The sequence below is a fragment of the Opitutaceae bacterium genome (genome assembly GCA_015075305.1).
Lineage (GTDB): Bacteria > Verrucomicrobiota > Verrucomicrobiia > Opitutales > Opitutaceae > UBA6669.
In genome coordinates this window covers 23,366-43,177 of record JABTUS010000003.1, presented here as the reverse complement: position 1 = coordinate 43,177, position 19,812 = coordinate 23,366, and the positions used below count along the sequence as shown (strand labels likewise).

The 19,812-nt window shown below is 61.5% G+C and carries 19 protein-coding genes; 10 read left to right on the top strand and 9 right to left on the bottom strand.

Annotated elements, in window-relative coordinates:
* Positions 1–25: 25 nt before the first annotated feature.
* Positions 26–1,246 carry an anion transporter gene (locus HS122_06925; GenBank protein MBE7538128.1) on the top strand — a complete coding sequence of 407 codons (1,221 nt, stop codon included), beginning with the start codon at positions 26–28 and terminating at the stop codon, positions 1,244–1,246.
* Positions 1,247–1,281: 35 nt separating this feature from the next.
* Here the strand turns inward: HS122_06925 and HS122_06920 are convergent, their stop codons facing one another.
* Positions 1,282–3,885 (bottom strand): serine/threonine protein kinase, encoded by a 2,604-nt coding sequence (locus tag HS122_06920; protein MBE7538127.1) that lies wholly within the window; start codon positions 3,883–3,885, stop codon positions 1,282–1,284.
* Between the two features lie 341 nt (positions 3,886–4,226).
* Here HS122_06920 and HS122_06915 point away from each other — a divergent pair, with 341 nt between their 5' ends.
* The 3 genes from HS122_06915 (at position 4,227) to HS122_06905 (ending at position 7,149) form a co-directional block, all read left to right on the top strand.
* Positions 4,227–4,943, top strand: a complete 717-nt coding sequence (locus HS122_06915) for a DTW domain-containing protein (GenBank protein ID MBE7538126.1) — start codon at positions 4,227–4,229, stop codon at positions 4,941–4,943.
* Positions 4,944–5,135: 192 nt separating this feature from the next.
* Positions 5,136–6,230 (top strand): recombinase RecA, encoded by a 1,095-nt coding sequence (gene recA, locus HS122_06910; GenBank protein MBE7538125.1) that lies wholly within the window; start codon positions 5,136–5,138, stop codon positions 6,228–6,230.
* A 76-nt stretch (positions 6,231–6,306) separates the two neighbouring features.
* Entirely contained in the window at positions 6,307–7,149 is an 843-nt protein-coding gene (locus HS122_06905; protein MBE7538124.1) for a sel1 repeat family protein, read from the top strand.
* 28 nt (positions 7,150–7,177) lie between these two features.
* On the opposite strand, the gene HS122_06900 is transcribed toward HS122_06905, so the two are convergent.
* Together HS122_06900 and HS122_06895 are read right to left on the bottom strand one after the other, a co-directional pair.
* Positions 7,178–7,417 carry a prevent-host-death protein gene (locus tag HS122_06900; protein MBE7538123.1) on the bottom strand — a complete coding sequence of 80 codons (240 nt, stop codon included), beginning with the start codon at positions 7,415–7,417 and terminating at the stop codon, positions 7,178–7,180.
* Between the two features lie 197 nt (positions 7,418–7,614).
* Positions 7,615–9,015 carry a sulfatase-like hydrolase/transferase gene (locus HS122_06895; protein MBE7538122.1) on the bottom strand — a complete coding sequence of 467 codons (1,401 nt, stop codon included), beginning with the start codon at positions 9,013–9,015 and terminating at the stop codon, positions 7,615–7,617.
* 281 nt (positions 9,016–9,296) lie between these two features.
* Between HS122_06895 and HS122_06890 the strand changes: the two genes are divergently transcribed.
* Genes HS122_06890 through HS122_06875 form a run of 4 tightly spaced genes read left to right on the top strand, consistent with a single transcriptional unit; the run spans position 9,297 to position 12,406 of the window.
* A complete protein-coding gene (locus HS122_06890) occupies positions 9,297–9,806 on the top strand; it encodes a hypothetical protein (protein MBE7538121.1) in 510 nt (169 codons plus the stop codon).
* A gap of 18 nt (positions 9,807–9,824) precedes the next feature.
* Positions 9,825–10,745, top strand: a complete 921-nt coding sequence (locus HS122_06885) for a zinc ABC transporter substrate-binding protein (GenBank protein MBE7538120.1) — start codon at positions 9,825–9,827, stop codon at positions 10,743–10,745.
* Positions 10,746–10,760: 15 nt separating this feature from the next.
* A complete protein-coding gene (locus HS122_06880) occupies positions 10,761–11,501 on the top strand; it encodes an ABC transporter ATP-binding protein (protein MBE7538119.1) in 741 nt (246 codons plus the stop codon).
* Positions 11,498–12,406, top strand: a complete 909-nt coding sequence (locus HS122_06875; protein MBE7538118.1) for a metal ABC transporter permease — start codon at positions 11,498–11,500, stop codon at positions 12,404–12,406. Before HS122_06880 ends, HS122_06875 begins: the two co-directional genes overlap by 4 nt.
* 19 nt (positions 12,407–12,425) lie before the next feature.
* Here HS122_06875 and HS122_06870 read toward each other — a convergent pair whose 3' ends face one another.
* The 3 genes from HS122_06870 to HS122_06860 form a co-directional block, all read right to left on the bottom strand.
* Positions 12,426–13,217 carry an ABC transporter ATP-binding protein gene (locus tag HS122_06870; GenBank protein MBE7538117.1) on the bottom strand — a complete coding sequence of 264 codons (792 nt, stop codon included), beginning with the start codon at positions 13,215–13,217 and terminating at the stop codon, positions 12,426–12,428.
* Positions 13,214–14,197, bottom strand: a complete 984-nt coding sequence (locus HS122_06865; GenBank protein MBE7538116.1) for an iron ABC transporter permease — start codon at positions 14,195–14,197, stop codon at positions 13,214–13,216. The genes HS122_06870 and HS122_06865 overlap by 4 nt, the downstream gene beginning before the upstream one ends.
* A gap of 83 nt (positions 14,198–14,280) precedes the next feature.
* Positions 14,281–15,255, bottom strand: a complete 975-nt coding sequence (locus HS122_06860; GenBank protein ID MBE7538115.1) for an ABC transporter substrate-binding protein — start codon at positions 15,253–15,255, stop codon at positions 14,281–14,283.
* 139 nt (positions 15,256–15,394) lie between these two features.
* On the opposite strand from HS122_06860, the gene HS122_06855 reads away from it, so the two are divergent.
* Entirely contained in the window at positions 15,395–16,042 is a 648-nt protein-coding gene (locus HS122_06855; GenBank protein ID MBE7538114.1) for an HAD-IA family hydrolase, read from the top strand.
* 20 nt (positions 16,043–16,062) lie between these two features.
* Here the strand turns inward: HS122_06855 and HS122_06850 are convergent, their stop codons facing one another.
* Positions 16,063–16,728: a 3'-5' exonuclease gene (locus HS122_06850; GenBank protein MBE7538113.1), complete on the bottom strand. Its 666-nt coding sequence runs from the start codon at positions 16,726–16,728 to the stop codon at positions 16,063–16,065.
* Between the two features lie 79 nt (positions 16,729–16,807).
* Here HS122_06850 and hisN point away from each other — a divergent pair, with 79 nt between their 5' ends.
* Positions 16,808–17,596, top strand: coding sequence for a histidinol-phosphatase (hisN, locus tag HS122_06845; GenBank protein ID MBE7538112.1), 789 nt, complete (start codon positions 16,808–16,810; stop codon positions 17,594–17,596).
* Between the two features lie 38 nt (positions 17,597–17,634).
* Here hisN and queF read toward each other — a convergent pair whose 3' ends face one another.
* Positions 17,635–18,021, bottom strand: a complete 387-nt coding sequence (gene queF / locus HS122_06840) for an NADPH-dependent 7-cyano-7-deazaguanine reductase QueF (protein MBE7538111.1) — start codon at positions 18,019–18,021, stop codon at positions 17,635–17,637.
* A gap of 87 nt (positions 18,022–18,108) precedes the next feature.
* Complete coding sequence (gene rny / locus HS122_06835; GenBank protein ID MBE7538110.1) at positions 18,109–19,779, bottom strand: ribonuclease Y; 1,671 nt, start codon at positions 19,777–19,779, stop codon at positions 18,109–18,111.
* Positions 19,780–19,812 lie beyond the last annotated feature (33 nt).

Genomic DNA, 19,812 nt, shown 5'->3' with positions numbered 1-19,812 from the left:
AAAGAAGGGCGCTTATGCCTTCGACATGAATTTTCGCGAATACATCACGGCCTCCCTGGCGGTCATCACATTGGTGGGCGTCGCGATCGGACGCTACCCGGCGCTGAAAATGAACCGGGCGACAATCGCCATGGTCGGCGCCACCGGGATGGTCGCGTTTGGAGCCCTGAGCCTCGAGCAGGCCTACGCGGCGATCGATTGGAATACGGTCATTCTGCTCTTCGGAATGATGGTCCTGAATGTCAACCTGCGCATGGCCGGTTTTTTCCAGTTGGTCACCTCACATGTGGTCAGGATCGCACGAACGCCGCGGCAACTGCTGGCCCTGACAATTGCCGTCTCGGGTTTCTTTTCAGCAATATTTCTCAACGACACCATCGTGCTCGTTTTCACGCCGCTGATTCTCGACGTCACCCTCGCGCTCAAGCGCAATCCCCTGCCTTACCTGGTGGCTCTCGTCACGGCGGCAAACATCGGATCGGTCGGAACAATCACGGGCAATCCACAGAACATGCTGGTGGGTATCTCCTCGGGCATCGGCTTTGCCGATTTCACACGCTCGCTCGCGCCGGTCGGAATGGCTGGACTGGTGGTTGCATGGATTGTTCTTGTGGTGGTTTACCGAACCGAATTCCGCTCCGAGAAGCTGCGCGCGGAAGCGTCAGTCGATACCTCCGTCCAGCCATCTCTGCTTCGCAAATCGCTCCTCGCCTCGGCTGTTCTCATCGTGGCTCTCGTTGCCGGAGTCGCGGTTCCCCTGTCCGCGGCCATCGCCGCCTCCCTGCTCATGATCACGCGACGCACCGAGCCCGAACGGGTGTTTCAGGACATCGACTGGGGGCTGCTCGTCTTCTTCAGCAGCCTCTTTGTCGTCACCGGGGCGATAGCGTCCTCCGGACTCGGGCGACTGTTGTTCGATGCGCTGGCTCCGCTGATGGACGGCGGGCCGCTGCCGCTCACCGCCGCATCGGTCGTTCTCAGCAACCTCGTTTCAAACGTTCCGGCCGTGATGCTGTTCCGTCCGATCGTGCCAACCCTGGGCGAACCCCACACGGCGTGGCTCACGCTCGCCATGGCCACAACGCTGGCAGGCAATCTCACCCTGCTCGGCTCAGTCGCCAACCTGATTGTCGCTGAAATCGCGGGAAAACGGGGCGTCCAGCTCTCCTTTGTCGAATACCTGAAGGCTGGAACCGCGATCGCGGTCCTGACGCTCGCGATCGGCGTGGCCTGGCTTTCACTGTGACGCCACTGTCGCGGGCAACGCACGCGCGCACGTCATCAGTGTCTCCGCTCACCGGCGCCGAGTTCCGCGGCAAGCGAGTCAGGCACTCCCAGGTAGACGACATTCCTTCCGGCAAGGCGATGCCAGGTGCGCGGCAGCGGCGGGGAATCGACAATGAAGACGTCGCGACTCGCAAGCCTCCGTGTCTGGCCGTCATAGAGCATGAGCGCCACGCGGCCGTGCGCCGGCACCCTCACCGCCAGAAGCGCGCTCACGCCGCGGCTGGGATAGGGTTTGAGCAGGAGTTCACCGGCAATCAGCGCATAGGCGACCTGCTCCGGATCCGCCCGGACTTCGGACTGAAGCACCAACGGTTCGCCGACCGCGGTTGATGGCACATCCCAGGTTGTCAGAGGTCCACGCAGCTGCCGTCCGAAGCCATCATCGAAGGCCTCGTACAGTCCCGGGGGAGATCCGGGCGGCGGCTCGAAAAACGCCGGTGCTTCCGCAACGGGCCCGGCCGCATGCGTGCCGTCCGCGGCGGCAGCGGGGATTTCCCGAGCGGCATCGACGGCGCTGTTCCTCAGCAGGGGGTGCGCAATGGAGGCGACGAGGCCCAGCGCTCCAAGGACGCTGATGCCCGAGCCGGACCAGAGCAGCGCGACTCCCGGCGGAGCCGGCGGCGGGCTGGGCGGAGGTTGTAGTTGCAGTTCGGATACGCGGCGCGCGATCTCCTCAAGCCGGGCGCGCGGCGAAGCCTCCAGCGGGTGCGACAGGGATCCCTTGAGGCGTTCAATCTCACGGCGGCAGCGGACGGAGTGATCGGTCCACCGCCAGTACTCCGCGGTGCGGCCATGGCGGCGCACCTGCCTGCGGATGAAGGCGTGACTCAGCAGGCGCAGTCCAAGGATGGCCGCAACAACGCCGGCCACGGGCATCCAGTCTCCGCTGAACTTGATCACGAGCGCGCCAAGCACACCCCAGAAGAGTCCAAATATCCACCAGGGAGGAAATATGAGCGGCCCCGTATTCAAGGCCTGCGCAAGCCTCTTCCAGAAGAGAATGGTCGTGACGAGCTCCGCTTCCCCGTTCAACCGGCGGAACGTTTCCAGATTCTGGTCGGCGTGAGTGATGAATCCGGATCCATCCGGATGCTCGCCAATGTAGGCCAGCAGGACGAGCATCCAGCGTTCGGGTTTGGGGTTCGCCAGAATGCCCGCCAGTTCGGCGTCCTTGTGACTCGCAAAGCGACCGCGCAGGCGTTTGACGTGGTTCTCAAGCTCCATTCCGGATTCAAGCGCGAGGGCAAATATCTGCACATGCTCGTCCATCGCCTCCCGCGAGATGAAGCCCGTGCGATAGCCGGTTTGGAACGCATCCGTCACGCTTCCGGAAAGGCGCTTCAAGGACTGTGCCGTCGCCGCATCGAGCCCTTCAACAAGAGCGATGTAGCCGGGTGCGATCAACGCATGGAAGAGCGGTGCGGACTCACCAGTTGGGTTGGCTCGAAAGGTCGCCTGAAGGCCCTGCCAGTCAACACCACGTCCCATGAGCCGAAGCGAGGCATGCGCATCGGAGCCGGCCGCAGCCACCCACGCAGCAGCCGTGAGAGCCGTGCGCCGCGCGGTCACCGGAACCTCCTGCCACGAGGGTTGGTCCATGATCGCAAGGACTGCGCCGATGCGTTCCGCATCCCCACGGCGCGTTTGATGCCTCCTCAGGTAATGAATCAGCGTCTCGGAATCTTCGGGCTCAGGAAAGAACTGTGATTCACCCTCCTTCCAGTTCTCCTCGAGGGTGAAGTATTCAGCCGCTTCACGAAGTGTCATGACCCGGCCCTTCCAGGAAAAAGGCTCTTCCACCACCGGCTTGTCGTCCTGTGTCGGCCCCGCCTGCGCCTGGAGCCATTGCCGAATCTCCGACGCACCCCAGCGATCTGACACCGCTGTTGTCAGCAATCCGCGCAGGAGGGAAAGAACGGATGTTGAAGCGTCCGTCATCAGTTCCGTGGCACCCGCGGATATCTTTCCCCGGGGACTCTCGGAAAGGAAGATTCGAAGATTCTTCCGGTTCTCTTCCGTCAGTGGCCGGGAGACCTGCTTGAGAACAAGGTCGTAAACGTGCCTGCCCAACACGACCTCCTGGACAATGCGCCCCAGCGACCACCAGTCCCATTTCGCAAGCGCAGCACCCGATGTCATCAACGGTGACGACAGCGATTCGGGCGGATCATGGAAAAGGTCGACATCGTGGGACAAGGGCTCGTTGGTCGTCATCCGTGTCGCATTCTCAAGCCCGGTGATCGAAAATTCCGGTCCGTCCGCCCCCATCGATACATAAACGCTCTCTGGCTTGATATTGAGGTGCACAAGATCCGCCTTGTTCAGCACTTCAACAACAGACGCCAAATCCCGCACCAGGGGTACGACTGACGCTGAAGATCCCTCCGGGGTGGCCGCCCACGCCTGCAATGGGATGCCCGAAGGCGCTCGCACGACTTCATGCCGCACACCATCCGCCTCATGAGCCTCCACCAGCGGCAGCTTGAATCCTGGCGGACAAACCATTTCGAGCAGCCTGGCCCAAACCAGACGGCGGCTGGTGATTGCCGGATCATCAAGCCCAATGGCCTGAATGATCACAGCTTCCGAGGAGGTCATGTCCAGTCCATGAAACAATTTCGTGCCGGCACCCCCTGAAGCTTTGTCGATACGATAGTTTCTCCAGCGCTTTCTTGGAACCGGGATCGGCGATTCTTCGATTGCCGGCTCTGACGTTCCGCCCGTTCCAGCGATGGGACCAGACTCAGAATCGGCTGCGGGCGAGAGAAAAATGCGGCGACAGGGAAGCAATCCCCGAAACTTGACCATTCACCCGCAGGAGTGCGACTCAAGAGTGGAGGGATGCATGAAGCTGGATCGCTTTCTTGATAGGCCAGAAATCCGGAGCGAAGGGCTTGGCTTGTGATCACAGCCGTCCATCATTCCCCAACCAAATCACGATGAGCCGAGAAACCTGCTATCGATGCTTCTGGCCGAAGGCCCATTGCTGGTGTGCATCCATCACACCCATGGAAACGCGGACTCATTTCGTCTTCCTGATGCATCCGAAGGAATTCAAGCAGGAGAAAGCGTCGACCGGCCGCCTCACTCACCTCGCGATCAAACACAGCGAGATCGTCATGGGCGTTGAATTCGACCGGCATCCGCGTGTGCAGGCGCTGCTTGAGGATCCCGGTTTCTTTCCCACCCTGTTGTATCCCGGGCGAAGCGCGGTGAATGTTTCACGCGGAGAGTTGACAGCGGATGACCTTGCCGGTCGCAAGCTGCTGGTGCTCGTGCTCGACGCGACATGGAGTTGCGCAAGAAAAATGCTCAAGCTCAGTCCCTCGCTGCAGGCGCTGCCCAGGATCGGGTTCGAGGCGCAAACGACCGTCAGCCGCTACGTGATCAAGCAACAGCCGCAGGAGGGCTGTCTCTCAACACTCGAGGCAACGCACGAAATGCTGCTCGCCCTGGCGTCAGCCGGCCTCGACACGTATGCTGATCCGGCGCAACTGATCACGTTGTTTCATCGGATGCAGGACTTTCAATTGAAGTGCGCCACAAATCCCACTCGAACCGGATACCGGCTCACACCCATGCGCCCGGCCGCGGAGCGCCGCGGCGCATTGACCCGGCAAGCGGGTTCACGGCGCAACCGATTCATCCCGTTGTAATTGCACCCGGGCACTCGTCAGATTGCCCGATGGGCTTCGTTTTTTCCCGCCACGCAAACCTTGCTTCCCGGCGCGACACCGATTCAGGTTTTGGTTTGCACAGCGGGTCGCTGTCTTCCCGAAGGCAGGGCGCACCCGCCGTCGCCGCGCCAACTGCATCGCCCCGATCTTCACTTCAACTCACACACACACATGTCAAAAGCTTCTCCATCAAAAGCCTCCTCTTCCCAACCCGCTGCCGCCACACAGGGCGCCCCGGTTGCCTCAGCCGAATCCCGCAGGAACGTTGAACTGGCCATCAGCGCCATCACGAAGCAATTCGGCGATGGATCGATCATGCGCCTCGGCGAGAATTCGAAAATGAAGGTGGATACGCTTTCGACGGGATCCCTCGCCATCGATCTCGCACTCGGCGTGGGCGGACTGCCGCGCGGTCGCATCGTGGAGATCTACGGGCCGGAGTCCTCCGGCAAGACGACCTTTTGTCTGAGCGTCATTGCGGAAGCCCAGAAGCGCGGAGGACTGGCTGCGTTCATCGATGTCGAGCACGCGCTTGATCCGAAGTATGCCCGGGTGGTGGGAGTGAACCTCGACGACCTGCTTGTTTCGCAGCCTGACTCAGGCGAGGATGCCCTCAACATCGCGGAAACGCTGATCCGCTCCAATGCGATTGATGTCATCGTCATCGACTCTGTCGCCGCGCTGATCTCGAAACAGGAGTTGGACGGCCAGATGGGAGATGCCACCGTGGGATCGCAGGCGCGGCTGATGTCACAGGCGATGCGACGCCTGACGGCGGTCGTCAGCAAGACGAAGTGCATCTGCATCTTCACAAACCAGATTCGCGAAAAAATCGGCGTCATGTTCGGCAATCCGGAAACCACACCAGGCGGGCGTGCATTGAAATTCTTCTCCTCCATTCGCATCGACATCCGCCGCAAGGACCAGATCAAGACAGCCGAGGGCAGGGTCATCGGCAATCGCACCAAGATCAAGGTGGTCAAGAACAAGGTGGCGCCACCCTTCACCGAGGTGGAGTTCGACATCATGTACGACGAGGGTATTTCCCGGCTCGGTTCGCTGCTGGATCTGGGACTTGAACACAAGGTCCTGGAAAAGAAAGGCGCATGGATTGCTTTCGAGGGCAGCCTGGTGGGACAGGGTCGCGACGCCGCCAAACAGGCTCTTCGCGAAAAACCAGAACTGGCGGAAAAAATTGCGACAGCAGTCATGACAAAAGTTACGGTGACAGGCGGCACCTCCGTGACGGGTGACATCGAAGCCTAGGGACTCAGTGGAACTACGCCCTGAAAATATGCGATCCGGCGGGAACCAGCATCGGCAAATCATGGACATTGCACCCATGAAATTCGTCGCCACGGATACTCCTTCTCGGCGATGGCTGGGGCAGCTGCGCATGGGTGTCGCATCAACTCTCGTTCTCGCCACAGTGGCCGCAGGCTTCGCCCGACGCCAGCGTGAGCCGGAAGAGTCAAGGCCGGTATTGCTCTCCACAACGGGGGGAGGAGGCTCCTGGTCGGACATCAAGGAACTCGAAGCGGCGGCAGCGAAGGACAACCCTCGTGCATGGGCTGCGCTTGGAGAATTCAAACTGAAGGGCGAGCACACGTCGCAGGACATTCCCCAGGGGCTCGAATTGCTCCAGAAAGCCGCCAGGGCCGGGATTGCCTCCGCCGCCTTCAGCCTTGGCAAAGCTTATGGCGAAGGGACAGGAGTAAAATCCGATCAGACCAGGTCGCTCTCTTACTTTCGCGCTGCGGCAGCCGGCGGTGTTCCGGAGGCATTCTACAATCTGGGTGCATCGTATGCCAGCGGTCGCGGCGTTCGCCGCGACTACATGGAAGGACTGGCCTGGTTGATCCTCGCGACAAAGGCTGGAGTCGACAGCCAGGGTGAAACGCTCCTGCGAGAACGCCTGGTAAAGATGAAGCGCACCGATCTCATCGAAAAGGCCCTCAAGCGCGCCCCGGAAATCCAGGCGGAGCTGGCAAAGGGATCCGTGGTCAGTTTTCTGCCCGACTCCCCTCCGCCCCAGGTCACACCGACTCCCGGACCGTCGCGAGCTCCCGCTCCATTGCCGCCACCGCCTTCCGGAACAAATCCCGTTTCATCCGTTCCCATGGATCGCGAAAGCGCGGTCAAAGCAATCGCCATCCCACCGCCCCCGATCAGTCCCGGCCGCTGACACTTTTGTTGGTAGACAACCTTTCCAGTCAGATTTCGCGCATCGCGCGGATTTCCGCTTCCGAAAACGTGCGCTCGCCCCAGATTTCTCGCAATTGAGCCATGAAGTCGACTTTAGGCACGTTCCGCTCGTCCGAAACCGTGGATTCAGGGCTCAGGCGGGCGAACGGCCAGCCCCTTCTTGTAATCTGAACCGTCTCGCCATGCTCAATACATGAAGCAAGACGACGAAAGTTGTTTCTTAAATCCGCTACCGTGGCTTTTTTCATGATACACCAAATTTATTATCCCAACACGCGTATCATTTGCTTTTAATATGCTTCTGTCCGTTTTCGATATTCATCAACGCTAAAACCCCCAGCCCGTAACGTCCACAAGCGGGAAGGCTCCTGATGAACTACCCATCCGCCTCTCGCGGAAAATTCCCAGCCGAACAATTTCAACCAAGTTTGCAATCGCTGCCCTTCTATTGCTTGGCGGGTGGTGGCAGCAACGCGTTCCATTCACTCCATGCCGCATGGAGCTCGCGAACCACTTCCGGTCGTTCGCCCGCAAGGTCATGCGCCTCGGCGACATCCCGACTCAATCGATAGAGTTGCGGTGTCCACTCGGGAGCCAGCATCAACAGCTTCCAGTCGCCCCGTCGCAGCGCGGCGGCCGACTTGATTTTCCAGTAGAGTGTTTCGTGCGGTGCATTTTTCCTCTCGCCGCGTAGAAACGGCAGCAGATCCACGCCATCAACGACAGAACCAGCGGGCACGGGGACTCCTGCAGCGGCGCAGATCGTGGGCAGCACATCATTCGAGATCACCGCATCGCGAAACTCCGTGCCTCCGGCAAGCCGTGCCGGCCAGCGCACGATGAAAGGCTCGCGGATCCCTCCTTCCAGAAGCTCGGTCTTTGCCCCGCGAAAAGGAGCCGTCGAGCCCACAACGATTCGAGACGGCCACCCAGGTTTCCATCCTTCGATCTGCGGACTTCCTATCGCCGGTCCATTGTCGCTCAGAAAGATCACGAGCGTGTTCTCCTCAAGACCGCGCGCCCGCAGCCCGCGCATGATGAGCCCCACCGCATCGTCGAGACCTGCGATCATCGAGGCGTAGAGACGTAACACTTCGTGCGGCATGCCGGCGAAACGCTCCTCATCCGCCCTGCGCCCTTGCCACGGGCTGTGCACGGCATTGAAGCCGACGAACAGGAAAAAGGGCTCGTCGGCATGACGATCGATGAAGTCGACCGCCTTTCGCGCGAGACGGTTGCTCAGGTATTCATCACCCTCCCGCAACGGCCCCCAGTACTGTGTCTTGCTCGATCGAAAACCCGGATTGGTTGTCGCGTTGCTGCCGATGTAGCGACCGTCCGGCTGCGGCCAGGAGTCCGATTCCCATTCGATGAAATCATGGACCTCATCGAACACCGTCTCCGCCGGACGCACGATGTTCCACTTGCCAACAAGCCCCGTGGCATAGCCTCCGCTGCGAAGCAACTCCGGCAACAGGCGCTGCGTCTCCGGCAATCGATGCGCGCGCCGATCGTCATTCCAGGTCATTCCAAAGCGCTGCGGATAAGCGCCAGCCATCAGGCTGAGCCGGCTCGGCGCGCACGCGGGGCAGGTCACATAGGCATCGGTGAAACGCACGCCGGCGCGCGTGAGCCGGTCGATCTCCGGAGTGGGAACCTCCTTGTTTCCGTAGACTCCAAGATCGCCGTAACCCATGTCATCAGCCAGCAGCAGAATGACATTCGGGCGCCCAGGTCCCGGCGCGGCGCCCCATGCGAGGCAGGACATGCAGGCCAGCAGCACGGCAACCGCGACAGGGCGGCCTCCGCGCTTCCGAAGAATCTCGCTGGATTCCTTGCTGGTCATGGTGCTTGCCCTGACATTTGAAGGCGCTCAGCCGTCCGGATCAAATGAATCGTGCAGGTGGTCTCGACGCCGCCAAGCTCCCCTGACAGAGGATCATTTCAGCCCCATGGTTCGCAACCACCCAACGCTCGAACAGCGCGAGCCCACGGTTGAATGGCGTGGTTGCCAGACAGCCTGATTCCGACACTCTTGACAACTTTGCCAGGCTACCCGTTCTCACAAGCATTCGCCTCCATGCACACAGTCACCCACAGACTTCGCTTCCAACAACAAACGCATCCATGAAACTCCCCATTTTTCCACCCTGCCTCCTCCTCGGCATGATGCTGGTTTTCGCCGGCTGCTCCAAACATGAATCCCACAGCGCCTCCGCCGGACACAATCACGATCACGCTTCTGAACACACGCACGTCCACGCCGCACCCCATGGCGGCACGCTCATCGCCCTTGGAGACCACCAGTTCAACCTGGAATTCATCCTCGACTCAAGACTCGGCAAGCTGACCGCCTACGCGCTCGATGCCCATGCGGAAAACTTCATCCGGCTTTCCGCACCTTCTTTGGAAATCCATGTCACCTCGCCGGCACCCGCACGCACACTGGTGCTCAATGCTGCCGCCAACACCGCCACCGGTGAAACCGTCGGAAATACTTCGCAGTTCGAGGCGAGCGCCGACTGGCTGAAGGGGGCAACCGGGGTGTCGGGCAGCCTCGACCGGATTGAAGCACAGGGCTCGGTCTTCCAGAATGTCTCCCTGGACATTTCGCCCCCTCCGGCGCCTGGCAACTGACACCGGGGTCACAGTCCCATGCACTTGTGCGGGAGATTTCTGCCCAACGGGGTGCTGCTGGCGCTTCTCGCGGCGACCAGCCTGGGCGCGCCGCTGCGAGTCGTCACGCTTCACAGCATCCTGACCGAGGTGGCCCGGGAAATCGGCGGCGCGGCCATCGAGATCAATGCGCTGGTGCGGCCGGGGGTCGATCCTCATGTCTATGAGCCGACTCCTGCCGACATTCGAACGCTTCAGGCCGCCGGGATCGTTCTTGCAAGCGGCCTGGGACTTGAAAGCTACCTTCCGAGAATTGCCCGGGATCTCCCCACCGGCATTTTGGTCAAAGTCGGAAACAAGCTGCCGGACAACCTTAAGCTTGCCCGCGTCGATCACGCGCATGGCGATCACGATGCCGCGCACGATCATCGCCATGGCGAAATCGACCCGCATTGGTGGCTGGGTATTGAGCCGATGATTGCCGCCACGGGCATCGTCGAATCCGAATTCGCCGTGCGCCGCCCGGAACTAGCGGCGACTTTCGCGGGAAATGCCGAAAATTACCGTGCCAGGCTTCGTGCCCTGCAGGCCTGGACACGGATGGAACTCGCACAACTGCCCGTTGAAAGGAGACTGCTCGTCACCTCCCACGACGCCTTTGGCTATTTTGCCCGCGAAAACAATTTCACGCTGTATCCAATCCTTGGAGTCAACACGGCGATGGAAACCAGCGGCCGCCACCTTGCCTTCATCATCTCCACAATTCGAAAACTCCACATCAAGGCAGTCTTCGCCGAACGTTCCAGCAATCCGCGACTGATCAAGACCGTGGTGCGTGAGACCGGGGTCGCACTGGGTCCGCCGCTGTGCGCCGACGGGTTGTCCGTCGAGCCTTCCTTCGCAACCTATGATGCCATGATGCGCACCAATCTCGGCGGCATTGTCGGAGCCCTGCGCTGAACGGAACCCGCACCCATGGCGCACCACGACATTTTTCGACTCCAGGATGTCACCGTTCGTTACGGGCGAAAACTGGCGCTGGACCGCATCTCCACCCAGATACCCTGTGGCGGACTGGTTGCACTCGTTGGGCCCAACGGGGCGGGCAAGAGCACGCTGCTGAAGAGTCTTCTCGGATGGCTTCCACTGACACAGGGCGAAATTCGACTCGGTGACCACCATCCCCGGCATCTCCATCCGCGGCTCGCCTACCTGCCACAACGCCCGGAGGTTGAATGGGATTTCCCCATCACCGTGCGCGAGGTTGTCGCTCAGGGCCGCTGGCCGGCGCTGGGATATTTTCGACGCTTTACGGCGGCTGAAACGAGGATGGTGGACGATGCGCTCCGCGAGCTCGACCTGGTAGGTTTGCAGAATGAACAGATCCGGCGCCTCTCAGGCGGCCAGCAGCAGCGCATGTTTCTGGCGCGCGCCGTTGCGCAGGGCGCGGATATCTTCCTCCTCGACGAGCCGTTCAACAGCCTGGATCTGGCCGCGCGCGCAGATCTGCTCCATCTCCTGCAGCGCTGGCTGGGGCAGGGTCGCACCGTCATCGCAGCCGTGCACGACCTCGCCATCGCGCGCGCCCACTTCTCCCACGCCCTCCTCCTCGACACGCGCCTGATTGCGGCCGGACCGACGGCTGAGGCGCTGAACGACGTCAATATCGACAGAGCCTTCCACTCACACATGCCGGTGCTCGGCGCCCGCCCATGATCGCCTGTCCTCCACTCGCCTTTGTCGATGCCTTGGTGGAGCCCTTCCGGAACGAATTCATGCTGCGCGGCCTGGCCTCCGCGGGAATGTTGAGCGTGAGCGGCGCCCTGCTCGGCAGCATCCTCGTGCTGCGGCGGCTCGCGCTGCTCGGGGACGCCCTGTCCCACTCGCTGCTTCCCGGCGTCGCCGTCGCATGGCTTCTTTTCGGGCACGGTGTTCTCGCAATGCTTGTGGGAGCCATGGCCACCGGGCTTCTGATCGCCATCTCGGGTGCGCTCCTGAGCCGCCTCACCCGGCTGAAGGAGGACGCCGCCTTCGGCGCGTTCTTCCTGGTCGCCTACGCGGGCGGCGTTGCGCTTGTCAGTCAGTCCGGAACCGGAGTCGACCTGCTTCATTTTCTTTTCGGCAACATCCTCGCCGTGGGACCCGAGGACCTCGCGCTCACCGCGGTCGCAACCGGAATTACAGCCCTGCTGTTCCTGCTCTTCTTCCGCGGTGTCGTTCTCGAGGTTTTCGATCCGGTTTTCTCACGGGCTTCAGGCATGCATGTGCGCTGGTTTCACCTCGGGTTCCTCTGCCTGGCGGTTCTCAATCTTGTGACCGCGCTGCAGACCATGGGGGTGATCCTCGCCCTGGGACTGTTCCTGCTTCCGGCCGCAACCGTCTACCTCTGGTGCGATCGTTTTCGAACCATGCTGTTTTCAGCGATGCTACTCGGCATGGCCGGCTCAACCGCCGGCCTGGTCCTGAGTTTCCACACCGGGCTCTCGAGCGGACCGTCAATCGTCCTGTGCCTCGGAGTTGGATTTCTTTTCTCCGCGCTGCTCAGTCCGCGCTACGGGGCGCTTCACGCGCTTCGCGCTACCCTGCGGGAACGCCGGGCAGTTCGACACACGACCGATTGAACCGCATGCGGCTCGGGAGTCAGCCGATGTCACCCCGTGGCAGCACGATGGGAAGCCCGGTTTTTGGATGGGGAATGACCTCCAGATTTTCCCCATAAACCGGACACAGCACCTCCCGCGTGAGAATTTCCCCGGGTGCTCCCCGGCCGCGAACACGTCCATCCGCGAGAAGCACAACCCGGTCCGCGCAAAGGGCGGCAAGTGCAAGGTCGTGAAGCGTGAGAACCACCGCCAGTCCCTCGTCGCGAGCCAGCGTCCTCACCAGGGACAGAATCTCCGCCTGGTAGTGCAGATCCAGATACGTCAGGGGCTCGTCGAGCAGCAGCACCGACGGGGTCTGCGCCAGCGCGCGTGCAAGCAGCACCCGCCGGACTTCGCCGCCCGAAAGGGTGGACATGGAACGATCGCCAAGACCGGTCAGCCCGAATCGATTCATGGCGCGATGGGTGGCCGCGACATCCTCCGAAGTGTAGGATGCCAGCCATCCCCGGTGGGGGGCGCGCGCCAGTTGTATCGTTTCCCTCACCGTCAATGGCCACACGGAAGTCGCGGCCCGCTGCGGAGCGAGCGCCACTCGGGCGGCGACTTCCCGTGGGCGTCGCTCCCAGATTGACACTCCATCGAGCCGCACCTCGCCCTGAAGTGGCGGAACCAGTCGGTCCAAGGCATGCAGCAGCGTCGTCTTGCCGGAACCATTGGGCCCGATCAGCGCGCAAACCTCCCCCGATCGCACTGAAAAATCCACGCCGGCGAAAACCGGCCGGCCGTCGTATCCGCAGGACAGGTTCACCGCTTCGAGGCGCACACTCATGCCAGCCTTCCTCCTCGCGTCTTCAACAGGTAGAGAAAGAACGGACCGCCAAGGAACGCCGTCACGATTCCAACAGGCACTTCAACGGGAGCGAGCAGGGTCCGGGCGGCGAGGTCCGACCAGACGAGAAGGATGGCGCCCAGCAGCGCGCTCGTCGGAAGGAGAATCCGATGCGATGCTCCAAAAAGCAGTCGCGCAATGTGCGGCGCAATCAGGCCGACGAAACCGATCACACCGCTGAAGGCAACAGCCACCGCCGCCGCCATTGTCGCCGCACCAATGACGATCAGGCGCGCGGATCGCACCGAGAGGCCAAGACTCCTGGCCACGTCATCGCCCGCGGTGAGCGCATCCAGCGGACGCGCCATGAGCTGAAGTGTGGTGTAGCAGACAAGCAGATACGGACAGGCCATTCTCACATAGGACCAGTCGCGTCCGGAAAAACTGCCCAGCAGCCAGTTGAACGCCTGAAACCAGGGTTGATTCGCCCAAAGCAGGAGGAAGGACATGATGGCCGAAAGCATGGAGCTGAGCGCCGTGCCTGCGAGGAGCAGTGAAGCCATCGACGATGTGGAACCGGTTTCCGCCAGCGCAAGCGCACAAAGGACGGTGCCGATCGCGCCGCAGAACGCCGCCAGCGGCAGCGGCCCCAATCCAGCCCACCCCGCGCTGAATCCCAGGGTCAGCGCAAGGGTCGCACCCAACGCGGCGCCACTCGATGCTCCGACGACGAATGGATCGGCGAGCGCATTGCGAAAAAGCGCCTGAAACGCCACGCCGGCGCCCGCCAGCGCCATGCCGACCAGCGCCGCTAGCAGGGTTCGGGGCAGCCGCAGATCCCAGAGCACGGCCACATGAACCGGATCCGCGGTGTCGCTGAACGTCAGTGCGCGGTACAGCGATCCCGGGGAGATCGAAACGCTCCCGAGCGCCACGCTGGAGCCGATGCTCGCCAGCAGCGCGACCACAAGCAGCAGCACCCATGCCGTGGACGGCATGCGACGCCTGGACTTCGCCAGATCCCCCGACGATGAAGAACCTCGCATTCCCGTTTCTCCATCCATCATTGCGTCGCCGCTGCCGGAAACAACCGCGGATAAAGCGTTCGGGCCACCAGTTCGAGCCCGTCGACCAGCCGGGGCCCCGGGCGGGAGGTCAGATCCCCCGACAACGCATACACCCTTCCGTTTCTCACCGCATCGATCCCTCCCCAGCCCTTGCGCGCACGGACCTTTTCGAGGGTCAGTTCATCAACGCCCGGCACTTCAGGTCCAAGGATCACCTGCGGATCCCGGGCAATCACCGATTCCGTGTTCACCTGCGGAAATTCCGCATCGATGTCCGCAAACACGTTCACCCCTCCCGCCATTTCGATCAGCTGCCCGATGAAACTGTTTCGACCGCTGGTTATGAGGGGTGCGTCAAACACTTCCCAGTAGACACGAACGCGGTCGACCGGGCGGATCGCGGCCGCGCGACTCGCGACAGCGTTCACGCGCGCCTGCATCGATTTGACGAGTTCCTCCGCTTCGCGAAGACCTCCTGTGGCCCGGCCAATGAGCCGAATGGAGTCGTACACTTCCGAAATATTGCCCGCCTTGATGCTGATCGCTGGGATTGCCTTCCTGGAAAGCGCATCAATGACCGCCCGATGATGCTCGTCCCCGGCCACAACAAGGTCGGGGCGAAGCGCGATGACCATTTCCAGGTTGACCGTGCTTCCCGCAAAGCCTCCGACCCTGGCACGCGTCGCGGCCTCCGGCGGAAAATTGCAGAACGTGGTGACGCCAACGACCCGATCGCCGGCTCCAATCGCAAAAAGGATCTCCGTGTTCGAGGGAGAGAGGGAGATGATGCGCTTTGGTTCGGACTCGATGGTTACACTGCGTCTGAAGGCATCGCTGACCACGACGGGCCAGCCCGTTTGCGCTCTGGCCGGGAATGCCAGCGCAGTCAGGAGAACAAGCAGGGTGGCGGACAGCACCAGCGCCCGGCAGTCACAGGCAAACGCAACGCGAAACGAAGTGGATTTGGACATGAACAAGCGGAAAAACCGTGGCAGGCCTTTGCGCCTCTGTCGCGAGAAATCACCCGGAGTCCAACATGCCTCCTGAATTCGCTTTGCCAACCACAGGACCAGAGGATTCGCTCCGGGACTTTCACCGTGCCAAATGCCCATGATTCGCGCCCTCGTGTTCGACTTTGACGGCCTGATCCTTGATACGGAGACGCCGCTGATTGATGCCTACGCGGACGTGCATGCCGCGCATGGCGTTGCATTTGACCGAGAACTTTTCATCCACGGCGTGGGTCACGCCGACTTCGCATTTGATCCCTGGAGCGGATTTTCCGGTGGGAGCGACCGAAGCGAGCTCGAGCGCGAGATGCGTTCCTGCAAGCAGATTCGCATCCTTGCGGAACCCATCCTCCCGGGGGTTGTCTCGATGATGGATCTGGCGCGCGAAAGGGGCCTGTCCGTGGCGCTGGCCTCCAACTCGCCCCATCTGCACTGCGATGCTCACCTGCGACGAATCGGTCTGCTCGACCGGTTTCATTTCATCGGCTGCCGCGAGGATGTCGCGTTTCCAAAACCGGAGCCGGATCTCTACAGGCTCGCCGTTGAAAGGCTGGGCCTCAGACCCGATGAGGCGATCGCCTTCGAGGACTCTCACGCAGGCTCACTGGCGGCAAAAAGGGCGGGACTCTGGTGCGTCGCCATTCCCAACCCCTCAAGCACGCATCATGACTTCAGTCACGCCGACCTCCGAGTCGGCTCAATGGCCGAGCTGATGCTCGACACGTTGATCTCCCGTTTCATTCGCTGACCGAGACCAGCGCCGCCGCTTCAAAAGAGTTCTCCCTGCCGCAGCGAGTCGCGCTTCTCGCCGTCCAGGGCGCTCAGTGCGAGAATCTGCGTTGTCGAAAGCGCGGCAAGCTGCGGATCCCGCGCCAAGGCACACAGGAGCAGGGCGCCCGCGAGCGCATCATAGAGCGCGGTGTGGTAGCGTCGTCGGTTCGGTGGACAATGGGCATCGGCCAGGCCGTCGAGCTCATGCTGGCGTCCAATGGCTGCAATCAGGCTTTCTAGTTTCCCGCTGCCGATCTTCGGATAGAGCTGAAGATAGAGGGCCGCTGTGTCCACCCAGGGTCCCCAGTCGATGATCCGCTCACCCGGACGCGCAAAATTTGTCGACGCGCGCGGGTAAGGCCAGATGCCCTTCAACAGTGCATTTTCCACACCGGCGTAGTGCGCGGCAAAGGGCCCCCGTTCCCGCAGGTCGGCGAAATAATCCCAGTCATCAGAGAAAGCGGGGCAGCCTTCCAGCACCTCCTCAGTCAATCCGTGCGTCGCCGATTCCTCAGGCGATATCAGCCCTCTGGCTCCGCATAGTCGTGTCCGGACACCCGTGACCTGCCCGCCGACCACCGTGGCAACGCCGTACTCAAGGATTCCCGTGGCGCGACTGCCCTCGAAATCGATGAAAAAGATGGGTTGATCAGTCCATGACATGCGGAACGCGGGTGGACATGGCCGGAGATTACCCAAAAACGAGTTCGATTCCACGCGAAAGCGATGAATTCTTGGGCCCATGCTGCCGGATACACTCAAGCAATTCGCCATCGAACTCGCGGAAGCCAGCGGCGATTTCATTCGCCCGTATTTCGCCAATCCCGCGCTCGTGGTGGAAACGAAGCGTGACAGTTCGCCGGTGACTGCGGCTGATCGCGGCGCAGAGGAGCTCATGCGGGCGCGCATCGCGCACAGATTTCCCGGTCACGGCATCATCGGCGAGGAGTTCGGTGACGACCGCCCCGATGCGGAGTGGGTATGGGTGCTGGATCCGATCGATGGCACCAAATCCTTCATGACCGCCTGCCCGCTTTTCGGCACGCTCATCGCCCTGCTGCATGAGGGCCGGCCTGTGCTCGGCATCATCCATCAGCCGGTACTGCGCCAGCTTCTCATCGGCGACAACACAACCTCGACGCTGAACGGCAGGCCGGTGAAAGTCCGCCCCTGCGCGGCATTTGAGGATGCCACCCTGCTCACCAGCGATCCATTGAATCCGGCAAAATACCAGAACGGTCCGGCGTTTGATTCGGTTGCACGGAAAGCGCGCATCTTCCGCACCTGGGGCGATTGTTATGGATACCTGCTTGTTGCGAGCGGCTGGGCGGACATTGTCGTCGATCCCATCATGAATTCCTGGGACATCGCCGCCGTCGTCCCAATCCTTCGCGGCGCGGGCGGCGTCATCAGCGACTGGCAGGGAAACAGCCCCTACCCCGCAACCTCAATCGTTGCGACAAATCCGACCCTTCATCCGAAATTGATCGCGGCACTCAATCCGCAGCAGGTTTCCGAAGTTCAACCATGACCCTTCCCGTCGCCGGGAACCAGGAGCCTGCCCCGCACTCAGCGCTTCCTCCTCGGGCGGCTTTTGGAGACGCGTGCGCGCGGGTTCCATTTGGCCTTGATCACCGAGACAAAGCCTCCCCGCGCCTTCCACCGGGAAATGATGGCGAGCTTTCTCGGCCTGAGCAGCGCGCCGAGATCATCACAGATCCTGTTGGTCACCGCCTCGAAAAAAATACCCTCATTGCGATAGGAGTGGAAATACAACTTCAGGGACTTGAGCTCCACGCATTGCCTGTTTGCGACGTACTTGACGGTGATTTCGGCAAAGTCAGGATGACCCGTCATGGGACACACCGACGTGAACTCCTGATGGGTGTGCTTGATCAGGAAATCGCGCCTCGGGGCGGGATTCGGAAACGATTGAAGAATCTTTGGGTCAGCCATTTTCAGATCAAACCGCAGAGGCTCACCGGCGAAAAGAAAGAAAGCACCGTCCGGGTGGGGATCCTTGCGGCGCCCGTTGGCCGCCGCTCAGGTGGCGGTCTCAATGAAACGCGACTCGCGAATCACCGTGATCTTGATCGTGCTCGGGTACTGCAGCTCCTCCTCGATGCGGTTGCGCAGGGTCTTGGCGAGCTCGGAGGCCCTTTCGTCGTTTACATGCTGCGGTGACACGACAACGCGGATCTCACGACCCGCCTGAATGGCAAACGCCTGTTGAACGCCGTCGATCGAAAGCGCGAGTTTCTCGAGGCGGTCGAGCCGCTGCAGATAATTGGTCATCGACTCAGCACGGGCTCCCGGGCGCACCGAGGACACCGTATCCGCAAGGATCACGAGCCCGGCATAAACGGATTGCGGGGGCACCTCCTCGTGGTGGGCGGCGATCGCGTTAACCACGACGGGGGTCTCTCCATGCCCCTTGACGAATTCGGCGCCGATGTGCGCGTGGCTCCCCTCGTATTCGGCGTCGACGGCCTTGCCGATGTCGTGAAGCACGCCCGCGCGCTTGGCAAGGTTTGGGTCGAGGCCGACCTCGCTCGCAATGAGCGAGCAGAGGAAGCCCACCTCGACCGAATGATCGAGGACGTTCTGGGTGTAGCTGAAACGGTACTTCAACTTGCCAAGCAGCTTGACGATCTCCGGGTTGAGCCCGTTGATGCCAAGCCGCTGAATCGCGTCCTCACCCGCCTGTTGCGACTGCAGTCCGACATCCTCCTGCGCGCGTTTCACGAACTCCTCAATGCTTGCAGGGTGAATGCGACCATCCTTGACGAGCGCCTCCAGGGCCACCCGCGCAACTTCGCGACGCACCGGATCAAAAGAAGAAATAAGCACCATCTGCGGGGACTCGTCTATGAGCAGCGTGACACCCGTGGCCGCTTCGAAAACCTTGATGTTGCGACCCTCACGCCCGATGATGCGACCCTTCATGTCCTCGCTCGGAAGCTGAACAATGGTGGCGGTGATGTCATTGTTTGGACGCGAGGCCAGCCTCTGCATCGATGAGATGAGGATGCGCTTGGCCTGGTTCTCCACGTCCTGCTCAGAGCGCTCGAGCACCTCGCGACGAAGCGCACGCAACTCGTCCTGACACTCCAGAAGAACCTCCTCCCTAAGCTGCTTCCGAATCTCCTCCCCGTCCATTGAAGCGACTCCTTCAAGACGCTTGCGCAAAGCCTTGGAAAGCTGCCTCATCGCATCGCGGGCCTGTTTCACCGCCGCGTTCTCCCGGGCAAGGCGATCCTGCTTCTGTTCCAACTGGCGATCGAGGAGGATGAGGGATTCCTCGTGGGCCCGAATTTCCCGCAACTTGATTTCGCTTTCAATCTCCCGGCGATCCAACTCGCGATTGCATTCAGCCCGGCGGATCTGGATTTCACTCTCGGCTTTCTGCCTGGTCTCCTGCGCGGAGACCTGAGCCTCGCGTTTTGCAACCTCCACCACTTGTGAGGCCTGGCAGGACGCCAGACGACGGGCCTGTCGCGTTGCGAGCCAGCCAAGCAGCACTCCGACAGCAAGACCAAGCACAATAGCTCCTCCGAGCAGGCCATACGGCAGTCCGCTCTCGGAAGGAAGGATTGCGGCGAAGTCGGCGACGCGCAAAATCACGAGGAGCAACACCGTGGCGCAAGTCCCTGAAAGCACAAGCTTTCTCCAGACTTCAGGCGATGCTCGGCAAAAATGAGCACCTTCACTCATCGGAAGATTGCGGAAAGCCGGATCTCCATTTTC

Coding starts and splice junctions, on each gene's coding strand:
- HS122_06880 (MBE7538119.1), top strand. CDS start 10,761: ATGGCGCACCACGACATTTTTCGACTCCAGGATGTCACCGTTCGTTAC.
- HS122_06855 (MBE7538114.1), top strand. CDS start 15,395: ATGATTCGCGCCCTCGTGTTCGACTTTGACGGCCTGATCCTTGATACG.
- rny (MBE7538110.1), bottom strand. CDS start 19,779: ATGAGTGAAGGTGCTCATTTTTGCCGAGCATCGCCTGAAGTCTGGAGA.
- HS122_06925 (MBE7538128.1), top strand. CDS start 26: ATGAATTTTCGCGAATACATCACGGCCTCCCTGGCGGTCATCACATTG.
- HS122_06905 (MBE7538124.1), top strand. CDS start 6,307: ATGAAATTCGTCGCCACGGATACTCCTTCTCGGCGATGGCTGGGGCAG.
- HS122_06875 (MBE7538118.1), top strand. CDS start 11,498: ATGATCGCCTGTCCTCCACTCGCCTTTGTCGATGCCTTGGTGGAGCCC.
- HS122_06850 (MBE7538113.1), bottom strand. CDS start 16,728: ATGTCATGGACTGATCAACCCATCTTTTTCATCGATTTCGAGGGCAGT.
- hisN (MBE7538112.1), top strand. CDS start 16,808: ATGCTGCCGGATACACTCAAGCAATTCGCCATCGAACTCGCGGAAGCC.
- queF (MBE7538111.1), bottom strand. CDS start 18,021: ATGGCTGACCCAAAGATTCTTCAATCGTTTCCGAATCCCGCCCCGAGG.
- HS122_06860 (MBE7538115.1), bottom strand. CDS start 15,255: ATGTCCAAATCCACTTCGTTTCGCGTTGCGTTTGCCTGTGACTGCCGG.
- HS122_06900 (MBE7538123.1), bottom strand. CDS start 7,417: ATGAAAAAAGCCACGGTAGCGGATTTAAGAAACAACTTTCGTCGTCTT.
- HS122_06885 (MBE7538120.1), top strand. CDS start 9,825: ATGCACTTGTGCGGGAGATTTCTGCCCAACGGGGTGCTGCTGGCGCTT.
- HS122_06870 (MBE7538117.1), bottom strand. CDS start 13,217: ATGAGTGTGCGCCTCGAAGCGGTGAACCTGTCCTGCGGATACGACGGC.
- HS122_06895 (MBE7538122.1), bottom strand. CDS start 9,015: ATGACCAGCAAGGAATCCAGCGAGATTCTTCGGAAGCGCGGAGGCCGC.
- HS122_06920 (MBE7538127.1), bottom strand. CDS start 3,885: ATGACCTCCTCGGAAGCTGTGATCATTCAGGCCATTGGGCTTGATGAT.
- HS122_06890 (MBE7538121.1), top strand. CDS start 9,297: ATGAAACTCCCCATTTTTCCACCCTGCCTCCTCCTCGGCATGATGCTG.
- HS122_06915 (MBE7538126.1), top strand. CDS start 4,227: ATGAGCCGAGAAACCTGCTATCGATGCTTCTGGCCGAAGGCCCATTGC.
- recA (MBE7538125.1), top strand. CDS start 5,136: ATGTCAAAAGCTTCTCCATCAAAAGCCTCCTCTTCCCAACCCGCTGCC.